Genomic DNA, 18,409 nt, shown 5'->3' on the forward strand with positions numbered 1-18,409 from the left:
GCGCGCACCACCGCATCCGCATCCGCATCCGCCGCCCCGTCCGTCACCGCCCCGTCCGTCACCGCCCCGTCCGGTGCCGCCGTCCGTCCGGCGCGCCGCCGGGTCATCCAGGCCGCCGCCCTCACCGCGGGCGCCCTCGCCCTGCCGCTGGCCGGACCGGCGGGCAGCGCCGCCGCCGGGAGCGCCCCGCAGTTCCTGCACGGCGTCGCCTCCGGCGACCCGCTGCCCGACGGCGTCCTGCTGTGGACCAGGGTCACCCCCGCCCCCGAGGCGCTGCCCGGCTCCGGCCTCGGCGCCGACACCGAGGTCCGCTGGCAGCTCGCCGCCGACCGCGACTTCACCGTGCTCGCCGCGAGCGGCACCGTCACCACCACCGCCGCCACCGACCACACCCTGAAGGCCGACGTCCGCGGGCTGCGCCCCGACACCGCCTACTGGTACCGCTTCCTGGCCGGCGGCACCGCCTCGCCCGTCGGCCGCACCCGCACCGCCCCCGCCCCCGACGCCGCCGTCGCCCGGCTGCGGCTGGGCGTCGCGTCCTGCGCCAACTGGGAGGCCGGCTACTTCGCCGCCTACCGCCACCTGGCCGCCCGCGGCGACCTCGACGCCTTCCTCTTCCTCGGCGACTACATCTACGAGTACGCCTCCGGCGCCTACGGCACCCGCGGCACCGTGGTGCGCCCGCACGCCCCCGCCCACGAGATCGTCACGCTCGCCGACTACCGCACCCGGCACGGCCGCTACAAGACCGACGCCGACCTGCAGTCGCTGCACGCCGCCGTCCCCACCGTCGCGATCTGGGACGACCACGAGTTCGCCAACGACGCCTGGTCCGGCGGTGCCGAGAACCACACCCCCGGCACCGAGGGCGCCTGGGCGGACCGGGTCGCCGCCGCCAAGCAGGCCTACTTCGAATGGATGCCGGTCCGCCCCTCGGTGGCCGGCACCACCTACCGGCGGCTGCGCTACGGCCGGCTCGCCGACCTGCACCTGCTCGACCTGCGCTCGTTCCGCTCCCAGCAGGCGAAGACCGGCGACGGTGCCGTCGACTCCGCCGACCGCACCCTCACCGGCCGGGCCCAACTCGACTGGCTCAAAGCCGGACTGGCGGCCTCCGACACCACCTGGCGGCTGGTCGGCAACGAGGTGATGATCTCGCCCGTCGCCTTCCTCGCGCTCCCCGACCACCTGCTGCGCCCGCTCACCCAGCTGCTCGGCCTGCCCGGCGAGGGCCTGGCCGTCAACGTCGACCAGTGGGACGGCTACACCCACGACCGGCGCGAACTGCTCGGCCACCTCAAGGACCACCGGATCACCAACACGGTCTTCCTCACCGGCGACATCCACTCCGCCTGGGCCTGCGACGTGCCCTTCGAGGCCGCCACCTACCCGGCCTCCGGCAGCGCCGCCACCGAGTTCGTCGTCACCTCGGTCAGCAGCGACAACATCGACGACATCCTCCAGGTCGCCCCCGGCACCCTGTCGCTGCTCGCCGCCGCCGCGATCCAGTCCGCCAACCGCCACGTCAAGTGGACCGACCTCGACTCGCACGGCTACGGCGTCCTCGACCTCACCGCCGACCGCGCCCAGATGGACTACTACGTCCTCTCCGACCGCACCAAGCCCGACGCCACCACCAAGTGGACCCGCTCCTACCGCACCCGCACCGGCACCCAACAGGTCGAACGCGTCTGGTCCCCGGCCGGCTGACCCGCCCCGGCCGGCTGGGGTGGTGAGGCCCGGTCAGGGGGCGGTGGTGGCCAGGCCGCCGGCGAGGTCGATCTGCTTGGAGGTCTCGGTCAGCCAGTCCTGGAAGTGCGGCAGTTGCAGGGCGGGGGAGGCCGGGAAGTCCGGGCGGAGGGACCAGGCGGGGAAGAAGGCGACCTGGCAGGCCCGGCAGAGCCAGGCGGCGCGCCAGACCTTGTGGACGAGCGTCCACTGGTCGTAGGAGAGCGGCCAGCCGCCCTGGGCGCGGCGGCGGGCGCGGGCCGCGTTCAGCACCAGGCGGCCGGCGGTGGCGAAGCCGATGCCCAGGGCCAGCACGAGCAGGGTGGCGATCAGCGAGAAGTTCCGCACCGTCGGGTCGGGGTCGCCGATCCCGCCCAGCACCATCAGCAGCGGCAGGAGTTGGAGCCCCGCCAGGACGAACAGTACGGTCGACCCCGGGCTGAGGCTCTTCGGCTCGCGCGGCACGTCCAGTTGCGCCCGCACCGCCGGGTCGAGCGGCGTGTCCCCGCCGAGTACCGCGACCGACACCGGCACGGTCCGGTCGGAGGTCGCGCAGGCGGGGCAGGGGACGCTGGTCGGACTCATCGGGCGGGCTCCAGGACGGTCGGCGGAGAGCGGGGCAGGGGACGAGGCAGGGGGCGGAGGCCGGTGCGCGGCGGTGGCGGCCACACTGTAGGGCCTGGGCGTACGGGTGTGCGAACTGCCCGGCGGTGGGCGGGGACCGGGCCTGTGGGCGGCCGCCGGTAGGGTGCCGCGCATGGACTCCCGCACCGCCTCCGCCACCGACCCCCGGACGGTCGACACCCTCGACAAGACCGCCGAACTCGACCGCCTCACCGCCGGAACCGACGTCGGGGCGCTCTGGGCCGCGGTCGGCCGGGCCCGCACCGCCCTGGACTTCCGGGCCGCCGACCCCGTGATGGGCCTGCCGCCGGTCGACGCCCCGACGGTCGACCGGCTGGCCGAGCGGGTCGAGCGGGCCGTCGCCCGGGCCGTCGGACTCCGGCTGCCCGCCGCCCTGGTCGACCGGGCCGAGACGCTCTACTTCGGCCCCGGCGCCGCCGACCCGGCCGCCGCCGCGGAGGCCCTCGCCTGCGCCGAGGCCGCCCACGCCGCGGGCGAACTGCCGCGCGCCGCCTACCTGCTGGGCCTCTTCCACGGCGCCGGGTACGGCTGCGCCGTCGACGAGGTGCGCAGCCGGGCCCTGCACGAGAGCGCGGCCCGCGCGGGCGACGCCGACGCGATGTTCGAGCTGTACGTGCTGTACGGCACCGGAGTCGGCGGCCCCGCCGACCCCGCCGCCGGGGTCGACTGGTGCCACCGCGCCGCCGAGGCCGGCAGCGTCCGGGCGATGGCCAACCTCGGCGGCTTCTACGCCACCGGCAACGGCGTGCCCGCCGACCTGCCGACCGCGCTGGGCTGGTACCGGCGCGCCGCCGAGTCCGGCCACGGCCGCGCCGCCGCCGTGCTGGGCGTCATGACGGCGGCCGGCGAGGGCGAGCAGCCCCCCGCCGAGGCGGGCCGCTGGCTCGACCTGGCCGACGAACTCGGCTTCGACTGGCGGCCGATGGCCCGGGCGTACGGGCTGGACCTGGACTGACCGCGGCGGCCGACGGGGACGGGACCGGTACGCGGCCGGCGCTCGGTGTGCGCTCGGTGTGCGCTCGGCGGGCGCTGTCGGTGGCGGTGGCTACGGTGGGGCGATGAAACTCCTCCTCACCGACGCCGGTGTCCAGAACGAGAGCATCCGCGGCGCGCTGGTCGACCTGCTGGGCAAGCCGATCGCCGAGTCCACCGCGCTGTGCATCCCCACCGCGGGGTACGGCGGCCCGTACGGGAGCCCGACCGGCCCCTGGCGGTTCGTCAGCGGGCAGTCGCAGAACCTGATGACCGGGCTCGGCTGGAAGTCGGTCGGCGTGCTGGAGCTGACCGCGCTGCCCGGCCTCGACCGGGAGCGCTGGGTCTCCTGGGTCCGGGAGGCGGACGTCCTGCTGGTCAACGGCGGCGACCCGATGTACCTGGCGCACTGGATGCGCGCGTCCGGCCTGGCCGAGCTGCTCCCGACGCTGCCGGACACGGTCTACGTCGGGCTGAGCGCCGGGAGCATGGTCCTCACGCCCCGGGTCGGGGACGCCTTCGTCGACTGGCGCCCGCACGGCGGGGAGCCGCGGGCGGACGACGACCTGGCGCTGGGCCTGGTCGACTTCTCGATCTTCCCGCACCTGGACCACCCGTCCTGCCCCGAGAACACCACCGCCGAGGCGGAGCGCTGGGCCGCCGGGATGCCGCACCGCGCCTACGCCACCGACGAGCACACCGCGATCAAGGTGGTCGACGGCGTGGTCGAGGTCGTCTCCGAGGGCCGCTGGCTGCAGTTCGACCCGGCGCGGTGAGCAGGAGCGGTCAGCAGTGAGGAGCAGTCAGCAGTGAGGGGCGTCAGTCGGCGGGCGGCACGGACAGGGCCAGCTTGCCGACCACCCCGCCGTCGAGCAGCCGGTCCACCGCGGCGGCCGCCTCGGCCAGCGGGAGGACGGCGGCCACCTCCGGGCGGACCGCGCCGGACTCCAGCAACGCCGTCAACTCGCGTAGCCCGTCGGCGTGTTCGGAGGCGATGAAGGTGCCCAGGGTGCGCCGGAGGAACGGCGAGAGGAGCTGGGCGCGCAGTTGCCGGTCGGTGCCGCCGAGCAGCCGGCCCGAGGTCTCCCCGCCGGTGATGACCAGCCGCCCGCGCGGGGTCAGCACCCGGCACAGGTCGCGCAGCGAGCGGTTGCCCGCGATGTCGACCACGGTGTCGTAGCGCTCCGGACCGGCCAGGAAGTCCTCCCGGGTGTAGTCCAGGACGCGGTCCGCGCCGAGCGCCCGGACGGCGTCCAGCTTGGCCGTCGAGGCGACGGCGGTGACGTGCGCGCCCAGCGAGCGGGCGATCTGGACGGCGAAGCTGCCGACCCCGCCCGCCGCGCCGGTGATCAGCAGCCGGCGGCCGGGGCCCGCCGCGCCGTGGTCGCGGACCGCCTGAAGGGCCGTCAGCCCGCTGATCGGGGCGGTCGCCGCCGCCGCGAAGCCGAGTCCGGCCGGCTTCGGGGCGATCCGGTCCGGCCGGGCCAGGACGTACGGGGCGAACGCGGCGGGCCCGGTGCCGTACACCTCGTCGCCGACCGCGAACCCGGTCGCGCCGGGGCCGACCGCAGCGACCACGCCCGCGAAGGACCGGCCCGGATTGGCCAGCCGGGGGCGGCGCAGACCGCTCACCGGCCGCACCGCGTACGGGAGTCCGGCCATCAGGTGCCACGTCCCCCGGTCGACCCCGGCCGCGTGCACCCGGACCAGCACCCGCCCCGGCCCGGCCGCCGGGACCGGCAGCGGCCCCGTCCGCAGCACTCCCGCCGCCCGCGCCCCGTAGCGCTCCTGCACCACGGCGGTCATCGTGGCGTGCCCGGCGGCAACGGCCGGCTCCCCGGTGGCCCGCATCGGCCGACCCCTCTCCCTGCTTACGGCGTAAGCCTCTCGCTTACGCCGTAAGTACAGCACTTACGGCGTAAGCTCGTCAACGCCCAGCACCCCCGACGGAGAGGCGGCGGACCGGCCGTGACCCCACCCCCGCGCACCACCCCCGCGGCGAACCGCCCACCGGTCAACCGGGCCAAGGTGCTCGCCGCCGCCGTCGCCCTCGCCGACACCGACGGCCTCGCCGCGCTGTCCATGCGCAGGCTCGGCGAAGCCGTCGGGATCGAGGCGATGTCCCTCTACAACCACATCGCCCACAAGGAGGACCTGCTCGACGGCATGGTCGACCTGGTCTTCGCCGAGGTCGACCTCCCCGAACCCGGCGAGCCCTGGCAGCCCGCGATGCGGCGCCGGGCCGAGTCGATGCGGGCGGCCCTGGCCCGGCACCGCTGGGCGGTCGGCCTGATGGAGTCCCGCGCGACCCCCGGCCCCGCCACCCTGCGCCACCACGACGCCGTCCTCGGCTGCCTGCGCCGCGGCGGCCTCCCGCTCGCCCTCACCGCGCACGCCGTCTCGCTGATCGACAGCTACGTCCACGGCTTCGCCCTCCAGGAGAAGGCGCTGCCGTTCGACACCCCCGAACAGACCGCCGCCGTGGCCGAATCCATCATGGCGGGCTTCGCCGACGGCCAGTACCCGTACCTGGCCGAGATCGCCGCCGACCACGTCCTGCGCCCCGGCTACTCCTACGCCGACGAGTTCGCCTTCGGCCTCGACCTGCTCCTCGACGCCCTGGCCCGCGCGGAGGAACGCGGCCGGGGAACGGACCGCCCGTCATGACGGACCCGACGAGGGCGGGCGGGGGCGGGCCGCATCCGCTGCCGGGCACGCCGTGGTCGCCCCCGGCCACGCCCGCCCCGGGCGCGCCGCCCCTCAGGCCGGGGGCCGCTGTAGGCCGGGGCGAACAGGACCAGGGCGACCAGGTCCTCGGTGATGTCGTGGAAGCGGTGCTCCTCCAGGGCCGGGACGAAGAGGGAGGTGCCGGGGCCGACGTCCACGGTGCGCCCGCCGGAGGTGAAGCGGGCCCGGCCCCGGGTGACCACGTAGACCTCGTCCTCCCGGTGCGGGGACTGGTCGTCGGTGGAGCCCGCCGGCAGCGAGTAGGTGCCGAAACTGAGCGCGGGCACCCGCAGGTGCTCGGCGTAGTCGGGGGAACCGTCGGCGGCCGGGCGGAAGTGTCCGCTGTCGATGATGTCCATGGGGCGTGATCCTGGCACGGCCGGCGGCCGCCCGGGGAGGCCGCGGTGGGACCGGCGGGGAACCGCCGGGGAAGGGAGAGGGATGGGGACGGGGACGGGGACGGAGGCCGCGCGGACGGTGCCGGTGCGGGTCGGGGCGTTGCTGGTGGCGGGCGGGCGGGTCTGCCTGATCCGGCGTCGGCGGGGCGGCGGGGAGCAGGACACGGTGCCCGGCGGGCTGGTCGGTGCGGGGGAGGGGGAGCGGGCGGCGCTGCTGCGCGAACTGCGGGAGGAGTTGGGGCTGGTGCTCGCGGCGGGAGTGCTCGCCCCGGTGCCGCACTTCGAGCAGGAGCAGGCGACCGTCCGGCCCGTCGACGGGCGGGTCTTCCGGCGCAGGCACCTGCTGTGGGCGGTGGACCTGCCGCCGGACGCGGCGGATCGGACCTCGGCGGTCGAACTGGACGATCCGGGCGGCACCGAGGTGGTGTGGCTCCCGGTGCCGCGGGCGCGGGGCGTGCACCTGTACCCGGACGTCGGGGCGGTGCTGGGCGCGACCCCCGGCCCGGGGACGCGGCGGCTCCCGCCGGTGGGGGACTCCTACCGGTGGCGCTGACGGACCGTCAGCCCAGGCGGGCGAAGGCGGCGGGGACGGGGAGCGAGGCCCAGCGGGGGAGGGGCCAGACGACGAAGCGGGCGCGGCCGACGACGTGGTCGACCGGGACGAAGCCGCCGGCCGGGTTGTGGAGCCGGTTGTAGCGGGAGTCCCGGGAGTCGTTGCGGTGGTCGCCCATCACCCAGAGGTGGCCGGCCGGGACGGTCAGGGTGCCGACGGGGTAGTCGTCGCAGGGCGTCGCGCCCGGGTAGAGGTACGGCTCCGCCAGGACGGTCCCGTTGACCTTCAGAGGTCGGCCCGCGTCGCACTCCACGGTGTCGCCGCCGACCGCGATCACCCGTTTGATCAGGTCCTGCTCGCCGGCGGCCGGGGCCAGGCCGATCCCGCTCAGCAGGTCCTGGACCGCGCCCGCGAAGCCCCCGGACGGCTGTTCCCCGGGCAGCCAGCCGCCCGGGTCGCGGAAGACCACCACCTCGCCGCGGTGCGGCTGTTCGCCGAACCAGGGGCTGAGCCGGTCCACCGCCACCCGGTCGCCCTTCTGCAGGGTGCCCATCATCGAGCCGGACGGGATCACGAACATCTGCACCAGGAAGGTCTTGATCAGGAAGGCCAGCAGCAGCGCGACCAGCACGACCGTGAGCAGTTCCCGGCCCCGGGAGCGGCCCCGGGAGCGGGCCCGGCGCGGGCGGTCCCCGGCCGCGCCCTCCGCGGCCCCGGACGGCGAGGCGGTGGCTGAAGCGGACAACGGTTCCCCCCGACGGCCTGCCGGAGGCGCGGCCGCCCCCGGAACGGCAGTCATGGTACGGGTACCGAACATGTGCGCGACGTAAGCCGACGGGGCGTCGGGCGGGGCCGGCGGGGCGGGTGCACGCCGAAGGGCGGGTGCGCGGGCGGCCTGTCCCCCAACCTGCCGCTGCGCACCCGCCCCGCGGGTCGTTCAATCGGTGATGCGGTTGATCCGGTTCCTGCTCCTGGCGGTTACAGGCGCTGCCAGAGGGCGGGGACCACGTCCGGCGTCCAGGTGCTCTGCGAGGTGTGGGCCTGCAGGCAGCGGTAGCTGACGCCGTTGTAGGTGACCTGGTCGCCGACGCTGTAGGCGACGCCCGCGGCCCAGGTGGTGTTGCCGCCACCGCCGCCGTTCACGACCAGGCTGTAGCTGGTGGTGTGGGTGGCGGAGGCGCCGGAGCCGGTCACGGTGATGCTGTAGGTCCCGGCCGGGGTGGAGCTGGAGGTGGCGACCGTCAGGGTGGTGCTGCCGCCGCTGGTGGTGCTGGACGGGCTGAAGGAGACGGTGACGCCGGCGGGAGCGCCGCTCGCGGAGAACGAGACGGACTGCGCGCTGCCCGAGGTGGTGGCGGTGGACACCGTCGCGGTGGCCGAGTCGCCGGCCTGCACGGTGCCGGTGGACGGGTTCACCGAGACGCTGAAGTCGTTGGTGGGAACCGTCGTGGTCACCGAGGTCTTCCAGATCGCGTACGCCACGCCGTCGGCGCTGCGGTTCAGGACCGTCGCGTCGATGTTGGAGGTGGTGTCGCAGGCGGAGTGGTAGCAGGAGTCGTAGGAACGACCCGCCGTACCGCCCCACTTGGCGGCCTGCGAGGACGACTTGGTGTCGCTGGCGCCCGCCGCGTAGCCCGAGGTCGGGATGCCGGCCTGCTGGAAGGAGTAGTCGTCGGAACGGCCCTGGCCCTCGACGTTCTCCTCCGGCTGGAGGTTCAGCGAGTCCCAGTACGCCTTCAGTGGCGCGGAGGTCGCCGAGTTGACGTTGTTGATGAAGTAGCCGGCGTTGGTGGAGGCCACCATGTCGAAGTTGTAGTAGCCCTTGATCGCCGAGCGCTGGGCCGAGGAGAGCTGGCCCACGTAGTAGTTGGAGCCCTGCAGGCCCTGCTCCTCACCGGCCCACCAGGCGAACCGGACGTGCCGGCTCATGGTCGGGTTCTGCTGCGCCAGGACGAGCGCGTTCTCCAGCAGGGTCGCCGAGCCGGAGCCGTTGTCGTTGATGCCCGGGCCGGCCGAGACCGAGTCCAGGTGCGCGCCGAACATGGTGACCTGGTCGGACGGGCCGCCCGGCCAGTCGGCGATCAGGTTGTTGGAGGTGTAGGTGCAGGAGGTGCAGGTCTGCTCGGAGACGGTGTAGCCCGCCGCCTGCAGCTTGCCCTTGACGTACGCCAGCGACTGGCTGTAGCCGGCGGTGCCGGCCCGGCGGTTGCCGCCGTTCTGCTGGGCGATGGTGTACAGCTGGCTCAGGTGCGCCTGCACGTTGGCGACGTTGATGTCCGGGGCGGAGCCGCCCGGGTTGCCGCCGCCACCGGTCACCGTCAGCTGGTACTGCGCGGTGTGGGTGGCCGGGCCGGAGCCCGTCACGGTCAGGGTGTAGGTGCCCGCCGGGGTGTTCGCGCCGACGTTCACGTTCAGGGTCGCCGAACCGCCGGACTGCACGGTGGACGGGGAGACCGTCGCCGTGGTGCCGCTGGGCGCGCCGCCGACGGACAGCGAGACGCTCGCCGCGGAGCCCGAGGTGACCGCGGTGGAGACCGTCGAGCTGGTCGAGCTGCCCGCCTGGACGCTGCCCGAGGACGGGTTCAGCGCCAGCGAGTAGTCGTTCGCCGGGGTGCCGCTGCAGGTCGGGTCACCGGCCTGCGCGGGCAGGCTGATCGCGTCCCAGGCCGCCTTGGTGCGGTTGAACAGGTTGCAGGTGGAGTCCAGGTTCTTGGCCGCGGTCAGGGTCGCGGTCCGGTACTTCTTGTACGTCATGCCGCTGGTCTTCAGCAGCATGCCGCCGTAGAAGATCCGGCCCGCGTCGCGGATGCCGACGCCCGTGACGCTGGAGGAGTTGCAGGTCGGGCTGGTCGGCTTGCCGCCGCCCGGGTTGGAGCCCTCCGCCAGCAGGTAGAACCAGTGGTTCAGCGGACCGGCGGCCGCGTGCACCTCGGTGCTGGGGATCGAGGAGGAGTAGCAGTTCGGGTTGCCGGACACCTGCGACGGGTTGTACATCACCCGGATCGGACCGCTGCCGACCAGGTTGATCATCTCGCCGACGGTGTAGTCCGGGTTGTCGTACGGCGACGGCTCGTTGGCGTACGCCTCGGTCAGCGCGCCGAAGATGTCGCCGGTGCCCTCGCCGAGGCCCGCCTCGTTGTTGGCGCCGCCCGGGGTGTACTGGTCGATGCCGTGGCCGAACTCGTGGCCCACCACGTCGATCGAGGAGATCCACTCGTTCGCGTTGTTGTGGCCGATCGAGATGGTCGAGCCGTCCCAGTAGGCGTTGACGTCGCTCAGGCCGACCTTGACCGGCCAGCTGCCGCCGTTGCCGTTGTGCCCGTTGCGACCCAGCCAGTCGCGGAGCATGTCCCACTCCTTCTGCGCCGCGAACATCGCGTCGGCGCAGCCGGTCTCCTTCGAGGACGGGCTGCCCGTGCCCCAGGAGTCGGAGGACTTGGTGAACACCTGGCCGGACGAGTAGTCCGAACACTGCAGGCCCGGACGGGTGCTGTCGCGCAGCGAGTACGAACCCGCCGAGCCGGAGGTGTTGATGGTCAGGCCCGCCGGGCCGTTCCACTTGCTGTTGATGGTGCCGGCCGCCACGTCGTCGTAGCTGTCGGCCACCTCGCCGGTGACCGCGTCCACGAAGACGTGCAGGTGGCTCGGCGCCTTCTCGGTGGAGCCGGTCAGCACCGACTCCCAGGCCAGCCGCGAGCTGCCGTCCTTGACCCGGACCACCAGGCGCGGGGCCTCGGCGGAGTCGACCTTCGCCAACTGCCCGCGGGCCGTCCGCTCGGCCGCCGACGCGCTCACCTTGGCCTTGGTCGGCACGCCGACCGGGCCGGTGGCCGCGTTCTGCACGCTGCGCACCTTGCCCTGGCTGTCGGCGAGCACCACGGCGTCGCCGCCGACCACCGGCAGGCCCTTGTAGCTGCGCTCGTAGGACACCGAGTACAGGCCGTTCAGGAAGGGCGTGACCGAGCGGCGCTCGTAGCTCTCGTCCGGTCCCTTCGCCAGTGCGTCGAGACCGGCCGAAGCGGCCAGGTCGGCGGCCGACACGGCGGCCGCCAGGGGGGACGGTGCGAGCGGGGACGGCGCGGGGGCGGCGGCCGACTGGCCGGCGAAACCACCGAGCATGCCTCCCAGCACGGCCAGGGTGGTGCCGGCGGTCAGCAATCTGCGTTTCATCAGAGCTCCTCAGCTCCTCGGATGTGGGGGTGCCCGGAACCCTCACACCGTCGCCATGGCCCGGTCAACGGACCGGACAGGCCCCGGGGCCGAATGGCAAGTTCCGTCAAAGAGCTGGATCTCCAAGCGACTTGGCGGACCGTCAGAAAGGGGGCGGGGAGGGAGCGGAACGGCCCCGGGAGGGGTCCGACAAGGGCCGGAGCAAGGGAGATGGCAAAGAAGAGGTACAGACCACCCCATGTACGGGGCGCACTTCGGTTGGGTACCGTCTCGATGCGGAGTGACGGACGGACCGGAGCCTTCGGGGAGGTGTCGGCGATGCTTGGCATGCCCGACCGGATCGCGGCCGAGGACGGCAGCTGGCAGGAGTTCGGCGCGCTGCTGCGCCGCTGGCGCCGGCACGCCGGCTGGACCCAGGCCCAACTCGGCGCCGCCGTCGGCTACGACCACACCGCCGTCAGCCGACTGGAGCACGGCGCCCGCCGCGCCACCCCCCGCCTGGTCCGGCACCTCGACGAAGTCCTCGGCACCAGCGGCGAGTTGACCCGCAGCTACGGCCGCGCCGAGAGCGCCGAGGGCGACCGCCCCGCCCTCCCTGCCCACCTGCTGCGCCCCCCACTGCCGGCCGGCACCCGCCCCGCGCCGCCCGCCCCCGCCCCCGGCCGGGGCGCCCCCGACCGGCTGCCCGACCACGACCTGCAGTGCCCGCTGCACGCCGCCGCCGGCTGCCGCCTCCCGCCCCCCGACGCCACCGCGACCCTGCACGCCGCGTTCTGCGCCGACCCCGCCGCGCCGCTCGACGTCGACACCGTGCACGCCCTCGCCGCCGTCCTCGGCGCCCAACTGCACAGCGCCGAAAGCGCCGTACGGGAACGCGACGCGGCGGGAGGGACGGGAGCGGCCGACCGGTACGAGGAGAGCGGGTGCGGGGAGGTCGGGCCCGGACCGGAGCCCGGGGCGGTCCTCGAAGGCACCCTGCGCGCCGTCGTGGCCCGGCTCGCCGACGCCCCCGCCCGGCACCGCCGCGTGCTGGCCCGGCTCGCCGCCGAGTACGCGCACGCCGCCGGCAGCCTCCGCCTGCACGGCGGCCGCCCCGCCACCGCGATGGCCTGCTACGACCGCGCCCTCGGCTGGGCCGCGCTGGCCGGCGACTCCGCCACCCAGGTCGCCGCGCTCAGCGACATGGCCGTCCTCGGCCTGCTCGACGCCGACCCGGTCTCGGCCGGCGACTACGCCCGCGAGATCGCCCGGGCCGCCCCCGGCCGGCCCTGGGCCGACGCGCTCTCCCGGCTCGGCGAGGCCCGCGCCACCGGCCTGTCCGGCGACGTCCGCGCCACCGTCCGGCACCTCGCCGCCGCCCACCACCACCTCGACCGCCCCGCGCCGCCCGCCCCCGAGCGCGAGTCCGGCGTCCCCTGGCTGGCCCCCGCCGCCCTGCGGCTGCGGGTCGAGTCCGGCTCCGCCGCCGCCCTGCGCGACCTCGCCGCCGCCACCGGCGACCCCCGGCTCGCCCGGCGCGCCCTCACCGCCGCCCGGGCCGCCCTCGACCTGCTCGGCGACGGGCGGCTCCCGTCCGCCCGCGCCATGCTGACCGTCCGGGTCGCGGACTGCCACCTGTGCGCCGACGACCCGCAGGCCGCCCTGGCCGCCCTCGCCCCGCTGCTCGACACCGGTGGCGCCCCGCTGCCCGCCCTGGTCCGGCACGAACTGCGCGGTGTCCGCGCCCGGTTGGCCGCCGGCGCCGCCCGCTGGGGCGCCCCCAGCGCGGAGGCCGCGGCCCGGCTCGGGGGCGCGATCTGAGCGGCCCCGGCCCGGGGGAGCCGAAAGCGCGGGAATAGGGGAGATCATGGTCCGGTCTTGGGGAAGTCATTACCTCCGAATGGGCCGGGATATACGATCGTCAGGTCAACTCCGCCCGGCCGTAAGATCGTTCGCGGGATGTCGGTCGGGAACGGGCATCGGGGAAGACGGGGGAAGGGCAGAGGGGAGCGGCCGTGGCCGCAGCACAGCACCGGCGCACCGGCACGCCCGGACCGGGCGACGAACCGGCGGGCGGCCCGGGCGGCCCGGGCGGGCTGGTGGAGGTCGCCGCCAATCCGCGGCAGGTCGCCGAACTCCAGCAGGCCCTGCGGACCTTGGCGGCCAGCGACACCGTCGCCCCCGGCATCCGGCGGATGGCCCGGGACGTGCTCGACGGCGGGGTCGGCAGCGCCGCCGAGGCCGGCGGGGAGCACCGGGCCGCGGGCTGAGGGGTACGGGGCCGGTGGCGGCCGCCGTCCGTCTATGATCGCGCAAGGCGTACGGAAGTGTACGGACCGGTACCGGAGACAGAGGGAGTGGCCATGGCCGCAGCGGACGACGGCGACCTGGGCGGTCCCGAGATCACCGACGACGAACTGCTCGACGTCGCCGACAACCCCCGGCAGGCCGCCGAACTGCACAAGGCGCTGCGGACGTTGGCGAAGAACGACTCGGTCGGCCCCGAACTCCAGCAGATGGCCCGGGACGTGCTCACCGGCCGGATCGGCATGCGCGAGGTCGTCCAGTCCGACCGCTACCTGCACGCCCTCGGCGACCGCCTCGGCGAGATGCGCACCGCCGCCGAGAACCTCTCGCCCGAGGAGCGCGCCGCCTCCGACAAGCGCGCCGTCAAGCTCCGCGAGCAGACCGAGGCCGAGTACGGCCCCGACGAGCCCGAGGACTGGGAGCGCCCCCGCGAGGACCGCCGCTGACACCACCCCGGCACTCCATCGGGCGAACCGGCCCGGAGGAAACGGGAATTGATGGTGCACGACAGGTGGAGGGCGGCACGGTCGGCGGGCCGCCGGTTAGCGTTCTCGGCATGGAACAGGACGAACAGCAGCGCCACGCCTCGTCGTTCGGTCCGGCCGCGGTGGCGTACGCCGAGCACCGGCCGGACTACGCGCCCGCCGCGTCGGCGTGGGCGCTGGCCGGGGCCCCCGGCGCGCGGGTGCTCGATCTCGGCGCCGGGACGGGCAAGTTGACGGCCGGGCTGGTCGCGGCCGGGGCGCAGGTGACGGCGGTCGAGCCGGACCGGGCGATGCTGGCGGAACTGCGCCGCGCACTGCCCGGGGTGCGGGCACTGGCGGGCAGCGCCGAGGAGATCCCGCTGCCCGACGGGTCGGTGGACGCGGTGCTCGCGGGCAACGCCCTGCACTGGTTCGACCTGGACACCGCGGGCCCCGAGATCGCCCGGGTGCTCGCCCCCGGCGGCGTACTGGCCGGGCTGTGGAACACCCTGGACGACGGCGTCGACTGGGTCGCCGCCCTGGCCGCCGCCGGGGGAGACGCCGTGATCGGCCCCCGCGACACCCCCGCCCGCTGGCGCGCCGCCACCGCCGCCGCGCACCTCCCGAAGCGCGGCGGTCCCGCCCGCTTCGGCGAGGCCGCGCAGTCCGGCTTCCCGCACGGCCAACTCCGCACCGCCGAAACCCTGGTGGCCACCCTCGCCACCCGGGCCGGCGTCCTGGTCCTCCCGCCCGCCGAACGCGAAGCCCTGCTGACCCGCCTCCGCGACTGCCTCGCCGCCCACCCCGCCACCGCCGAGGGCGAGTTCACCCTCCCGATGGTCACCTGCGTGCTGCGCACCCGCCGCCTCTGACCGCCCCCGCCGCCCCCTGACGGCCGGTCAGTCCTCCGTGGCCAGGGCCCGGTCGACCTGGGTGCGGTCGTAGCCGATCCGGGCCAGGTCGAAGGCGGCCGGGCGGGGGCGCCGCTCGGGCGGGAGGGCGAGGTGGGCGTCGACCTGGGCGCGGTCGTAGCCGCGGCGGACCAGGTCGAAGGCCGGGGCTCCGTCGGCCGGGGCTCCGTCGGCCGGGGCCGGGGTGGCCGGGCGGGGGCGGCGCTGCCGCCGGGGGGTCATGCGGGGGGCTCCCCGGTCGGGTGCGGGTGCAGGCCGCGGAGCTTGTCCGGGTTGACCTGGAAGCGGAGGTTGCGGATCAGGCCGTCGGCGAGGTCGAAGGTGAGCGCGCCCAGGGGCAGGCCGGCCACGGTGAACAGGACGCCCTCCTCGCCGTTGATGTGGGCGGGCTGCCGGGCGATGTCGCGGACCTCGGTCTTGGCGAGGACGCCGAGCATCCAGCGGGCGACCGCGTCGGAGCCGTGCAGCGGGCGGCGGGCGGCGGTGACCTTTCCGCCGCCGTCGGACCAGGCGGTGACGTCCGGGGCGAGCAGTTCGAGCATCGCGTTCAGGTCGCCGCCGGCGCAGGCGGACAGGAAGCGGCCAGTCACCTCGCGGCGCGCCCGCGGGTCGGTGTCGAAGCGGGTGCGGCGGGCCCGGACGTGCGCGCGGGCCCGGTGCGCGGTCTGCCGCACCGTCGCCTCGCTGCGGTCCAGGAACCCGGCGATCTCCGCGTGGCTGAACCCGAACGCCTCGCGCAGCACGAACACCGCCCGCTCCACCGGCCCCAGGCTCTCCAGCACCACCAGCAGCGCGGTCGACACCGAGTCGGCCAGCTCCGCCCCGTCCGCGACGTCCGGGTCGGTGAGCACCGGCTCGGGCAGCCACGGCCCGACGTACGCCTCCCGGACGGCCCGGGCCGACGTCAGCCGGTTCAGCGCCAGGTTGGTGACGGTGCGCACCAGGTAGGCGCGCGGGTTGTCGACGCCGCTCCGGTCCACCGCGGCCCACTTGATCCAGGCGTCCTGCAGGACGTCCTCCGCGTCGGCGACGCTGCCGAGCAGCCGGTAGGCGGTGCCGAACAGCAGCCCGCGGTGCGCGGTGAACGCCTCGGTGGCGTCGGGTGCGGGGGCGGTGGCGCCGGAGCCCGGAGCGGCGGAGTCGATCACGGGAACCACGGTGCCACCGGGGGCGCCCGCCCGGCAAGGGGCGGGCCCGGAACGGGTGCCGACGCCGCGTCAGAGCGGGGCGATCCGCTGGAGCAGCTCGTTGAGGGTGGCGCGTTCGGCGGGGGAGAGCGGTTCGAGGAGCTGCTCGGTGACCCGGCGGCTGTCCCGGTCGGCGGTGCGCAGCAGCTCGCGGCCCGCCTCGGTGAGCACCACCAGGCGGCTGCGCCGGTCGGCCGGGTCGGGGCGGCGCTCGGCGATGCCCAGGCGCTGGAGGTCGTCGAGCAGGCTGACGATCGCGCTCGGGTCGTAGCCGAGGCGGTCGGCGAGCTCGCGCTGGCGGGCGCCCTCCACGGTGGCGAGGTAGCGCAGGATCGCGTGGTGGCGCAGGCGCAGGCCGTGCTGCTCCAAGGCGGCGTTGAACAGGCTGCCGGAACGCAGGCCGAGCCGGTACAGCAGGTAGCCGGTGTCGGCGTGCATGCCGTGCATCCAGGGGGCGTCGCTCATGGGGGTCATCATGCCAGAACGAAGATGTTCGGAACAATCATTGACATCAACAATGATTGTTCCTAGCTTCAATGGTCATGAGCAACGAACCCTCCTCCGCCGAGCCCGGCCCCCTCGACCTGACCGGCAAGGTCGCCGTCGTCACCGGCTCCGGCCGCGGCCTCGGCCTCGCCTACGCCACCGCGCTGGCCGCCGCCGGCGCCGCCGTCGTGGTCAACGACCTGGACGCCGAGGTCGCCGGGGCCGCCGCCGCGACCATCACCGCCGCGGGCGGCCGGGCCGTCCCGCAGGCCGCCGCCGTCGGCACCGCCGAAGCCGCCCGGGCCCTGGTCGACCGGGCCGTCGACGCCTTCGGCCGGCTCGACGTGATGGTCACCAACGCGGGCATCCTGCGCGACAAGGTGCTGTGGAAGATGACCGACCAGGACTTCGACGACGTCCTCGCCACCCACCTGCGCGGCACCTTCACCTGCGCCCGGGCCGCCGCCGTCCGGATGCGCGAACAGGGCGAGGGCGGCCGGCTGATCATGGTCGGCTCCCCGGCCGGGCAGCGCGGCAACTTCGGCCAGACCAACTACGCCGCCGCCAAGGCCGGCATCGCCGCCATGGTCCGCACCTGGTCGATGGAGCTCGGCCGGGCCGGCATCACCGTCAACGCGATCGTCCCGATCGCCGCCACCGCGATGACCGAGACCGTCCCCGCCTTCGCCCCGTACATCGAGGCGATGAAGCAGGGCGCCCCGCTGCCCGACTTCCTGCGCAAGGGCGAGGGCTTCGGCACCGCCGAGGACTGCGCCGCGCTCGTCCCGTTCCTCGCCTCCGACGCCGCCGCCGGCGTCACCGGCCAGTGCATCGGCATCGGCGGCGACAAGCTCGCCCTCTGGTCGCACCCGCAGGAGGTCGCCACCGCCTACGCCGACGGCGGCTGGACCCCGGAGGCGATCGCCGCCGCCTGGGCCACCTCCGTCGGCCGCGAGCCGCAGTCCGTCGGCATCCCCGCCCCGGTCGTCCCCGGGGGCGCGAAGTGAACCCCGCCGAGCTGACCGCGATCGACGTCCACACCCACGCCGAGGTCTCCGCGCACGGCCACGCCTCGCTCGACCAGGAGCTGAACGACGCCTCCAGCGGCTACTTCAAGGTCGACGGCGCGCACCGCAGGCCCACCCTGCCCGAGATGGCCGCGTACTACCGCGAGCGGAAGATGGCCGCCGTGGTCTTCACCGTCGACGCCGAGCACGCCACCGGCCGCCCGCCCGTGCCCAACGAGGAGGTCGCCGAGGCCGCCGCCGCCAACGCCGACGTCCTGATCCCGTTCGCCTCGATCGACCCGTTCCGCGGGAAGGCGGGCGTCCGGCAGGCCCGGCGGCTGGTCGAGGAGTTCGGGGTCAAGGGCTTCAAGTTCCACCCCAGCATCCAGGGCTTCTTCCCGAACGACCGGCTCGCCCACCCCCTGTACGAGCTGATCGAGGAGACCGGCACCGTCGCGCTCTTCCACACCGGCCAGACCGGCATCGGCGCGGGCGTCCCCGGCGGGGGCGGCATCCGGCTGAAGTACTCCAACCCGCTGCACGTCGACGACGTCGCCGCCGACTTCCCGCACCTGAAGATCATCCTGGCCCACCCGTCCTTCCCCTGGCAGGACGAGGCGCTCGCCGTCGCCACCCACAAGCCCGGCGTGCACATCGACCTCTCCGGCTGGTCCCCCAAGTACTTCCCGCCGCAGCTCGTCCAGTACGCCAACACCCTGCTCAAGGACAAGGTGCTGTTCGGCTCCGACTACCCCGTCCTGAGCCCCGACCGCTGGCTCGCCGACTTCGCGCAGCTCCCGATCAAGGACGAGGTCCGGCCGAAGATCCTCAAGGACAACGCCGCCCGCCTGCTCGGCCTGGACCGGCCCTGAGCT

General features: G+C 75.1%; 19 protein-coding genes. 11 read left to right on the forward strand and 8 right to left on the reverse strand.

Translation table 11 applies throughout. The features are described from left to right. Positions 1 to 105 precede the first annotated feature (105 nt). Positions 106 to 1,710, forward strand: coding sequence for an alkaline phosphatase D family protein (locus ACIQBJ_RS15615; RefSeq protein WP_400709794.1), 1,605 nt, complete (start codon positions 106 to 108; stop codon positions 1,708 to 1,710). 33 nt (positions 1,711 to 1,743) lie between these two features. Here the strand turns inward: ACIQBJ_RS15615 and ACIQBJ_RS15620 are convergent, their stop codons facing one another. Beyond that, entirely contained in the window at positions 1,744 to 2,313 is a 570-nt protein-coding gene (locus tag ACIQBJ_RS15620; RefSeq protein WP_400709224.1) for a hypothetical protein, read from the reverse strand. Positions 2,314 to 2,485: 172 nt separating this feature from the next. Here ACIQBJ_RS15620 and ACIQBJ_RS15625 point away from each other — a divergent pair, with 172 nt between their 5' ends. Together ACIQBJ_RS15625 and ACIQBJ_RS15630 are read left to right on the forward strand one after the other, a co-directional pair. Then, positions 2,486 to 3,328, forward strand: a complete 843-nt coding sequence (locus tag ACIQBJ_RS15625; protein WP_400709227.1) for a tetratricopeptide repeat protein — start codon at positions 2,486 to 2,488, stop codon at positions 3,326 to 3,328. 103 nt (positions 3,329 to 3,431) lie between these two features. After that, positions 3,432 to 4,121, forward strand: coding sequence for a Type 1 glutamine amidotransferase-like domain-containing protein (locus ACIQBJ_RS15630; protein ID WP_400709230.1), 690 nt, complete (start codon positions 3,432 to 3,434; stop codon positions 4,119 to 4,121). Between the two features lie 43 nt (positions 4,122 to 4,164). Here the strand turns inward: ACIQBJ_RS15630 and ACIQBJ_RS15635 are convergent, their stop codons facing one another. Beyond that, positions 4,165 to 5,196 carry an NAD(P)-dependent alcohol dehydrogenase gene (locus tag ACIQBJ_RS15635; RefSeq protein WP_400709233.1) on the reverse strand — a complete coding sequence of 344 codons (1,032 nt, stop codon included), beginning with the start codon at positions 5,194 to 5,196 and terminating at the stop codon, positions 4,165 to 4,167. A gap of 117 nt (positions 5,197 to 5,313) precedes the next feature. On the opposite strand from ACIQBJ_RS15635, the gene ACIQBJ_RS15640 reads away from it, so the two are divergent. Continuing rightward, positions 5,314 to 6,012 (forward strand): TetR/AcrR family transcriptional regulator C-terminal domain-containing protein, encoded by a 699-nt coding sequence (locus ACIQBJ_RS15640; RefSeq protein ID WP_400709236.1) that lies wholly within the window; start codon positions 5,314 to 5,316, stop codon positions 6,010 to 6,012. Here ACIQBJ_RS15640 and ACIQBJ_RS15645 read toward each other — a convergent pair. Continuing rightward, on the reverse strand, positions 5,919 to 6,431 hold the full coding sequence (locus ACIQBJ_RS15645) for a cupin domain-containing protein (protein ID WP_400709239.1): 513 nt from the start codon (positions 6,429 to 6,431) through the stop codon (positions 5,919 to 5,921). The genes ACIQBJ_RS15640 and ACIQBJ_RS15645 overlap by 94 nt on opposite strands. A gap of 82 nt (positions 6,432 to 6,513) precedes the next feature. Between ACIQBJ_RS15645 and ACIQBJ_RS15650 the strand changes: the two genes are divergently transcribed. Beyond that, the gene (locus tag ACIQBJ_RS15650) at positions 6,514 to 7,023 is read left to right on the forward strand and encodes an NUDIX domain-containing protein (protein ID WP_400709242.1); all 510 of its coding nucleotides are present in this window, start codon (positions 6,514 to 6,516) and stop codon (positions 7,021 to 7,023) included. Positions 7,024 to 7,030: 7 nt separating this feature from the next. Here the strand turns inward: ACIQBJ_RS15650 and lepB are convergent, their stop codons facing one another. Then, a complete protein-coding gene (lepB, locus tag ACIQBJ_RS15655) occupies positions 7,031 to 7,768 on the reverse strand; it encodes a signal peptidase I (protein WP_400709245.1) in 738 nt (245 codons plus the stop codon). A 233-nt stretch (positions 7,769 to 8,001) separates the two neighbouring features. Next, positions 8,002 to 11,193, reverse strand: a complete 3,192-nt coding sequence (locus tag ACIQBJ_RS15660) for a M28 family peptidase (protein WP_400709247.1) — start codon at positions 11,191 to 11,193, stop codon at positions 8,002 to 8,004. Between the two features lie 318 nt (positions 11,194 to 11,511). On the opposite strand from ACIQBJ_RS15660, the gene ACIQBJ_RS15665 reads away from it, so the two are divergent. From ACIQBJ_RS15665 to ACIQBJ_RS15680, 4 genes are all read left to right on the forward strand, one after another. Further along, the gene (locus tag ACIQBJ_RS15665; protein WP_400709250.1) at positions 11,512 to 12,993 is read left to right on the forward strand and encodes a helix-turn-helix domain-containing protein; all 1,482 of its coding nucleotides are present in this window, start codon (positions 11,512 to 11,514) and stop codon (positions 12,991 to 12,993) included. 194 nt (positions 12,994 to 13,187) lie between these two features. Then, a complete protein-coding gene (locus tag ACIQBJ_RS15670; RefSeq protein WP_400709253.1) occupies positions 13,188 to 13,442 on the forward strand; it encodes a hypothetical protein in 255 nt (84 codons plus the stop codon). 93 nt (positions 13,443 to 13,535) lie between these two features. Continuing rightward, the gene (locus ACIQBJ_RS15675; protein WP_400709256.1) at positions 13,536 to 13,925 is read left to right on the forward strand and encodes a hypothetical protein; all 390 of its coding nucleotides are present in this window, start codon (positions 13,536 to 13,538) and stop codon (positions 13,923 to 13,925) included. 110 nt (positions 13,926 to 14,035) lie between these two features. Next, entirely contained in the window at positions 14,036 to 14,815 is a 780-nt protein-coding gene (locus ACIQBJ_RS15680; protein WP_400709259.1) for a class I SAM-dependent methyltransferase, read from the forward strand. A 27-nt stretch (positions 14,816 to 14,842) separates the two neighbouring features. Here the strand turns inward: ACIQBJ_RS15680 and ACIQBJ_RS15685 are convergent, their stop codons facing one another. The 3 genes from ACIQBJ_RS15685 to ACIQBJ_RS15695 all read right to left on the reverse strand — a co-directional run bounded on the left by ACIQBJ_RS15685 (position 14,843) and on the right by ACIQBJ_RS15695 (position 16,506). Next, positions 14,843 to 15,076: a hypothetical protein gene (locus ACIQBJ_RS15685; protein ID WP_400709262.1), complete on the reverse strand. Its 234-nt coding sequence runs from the start codon at positions 15,074 to 15,076 to the stop codon at positions 14,843 to 14,845. Then, entirely contained in the window at positions 15,073 to 16,002 is a 930-nt protein-coding gene (locus ACIQBJ_RS15690) for an RNA polymerase sigma-70 factor (protein ID WP_400709265.1), read from the reverse strand. The genes ACIQBJ_RS15685 and ACIQBJ_RS15690 overlap by 4 nt, the downstream gene beginning before the upstream one ends. Positions 16,003 to 16,071: 69 nt before the next feature. Then, positions 16,072 to 16,506, reverse strand: coding sequence for a MarR family winged helix-turn-helix transcriptional regulator (locus ACIQBJ_RS15695; RefSeq protein ID WP_400709268.1), 435 nt, complete (start codon positions 16,504 to 16,506; stop codon positions 16,072 to 16,074). A 71-nt stretch (positions 16,507 to 16,577) separates the two neighbouring features. Between ACIQBJ_RS15695 and ACIQBJ_RS15700 the strand changes: the two genes are divergently transcribed. Further along, complete coding sequence (locus ACIQBJ_RS15700) at positions 16,578 to 17,534, forward strand: SDR family oxidoreductase (RefSeq protein ID WP_400709271.1); 957 nt, start codon at positions 16,578 to 16,580, stop codon at positions 17,532 to 17,534. Continuing rightward, positions 17,531 to 18,406, forward strand: a complete 876-nt coding sequence (locus tag ACIQBJ_RS15705) for an amidohydrolase family protein (protein WP_400709274.1) — start codon at positions 17,531 to 17,533, stop codon at positions 18,404 to 18,406. Before ACIQBJ_RS15700 ends, ACIQBJ_RS15705 begins: the two co-directional genes overlap by 4 nt. Positions 18,407 to 18,409: the final 3 nt, after the last annotated feature.

It is taken from the genome of Kitasatospora sp. NPDC088391, from assembly GCF_044753345.1.
Lineage (GTDB): Bacteria > Actinomycetota > Actinomycetes > Streptomycetales > Streptomycetaceae > Kitasatospora.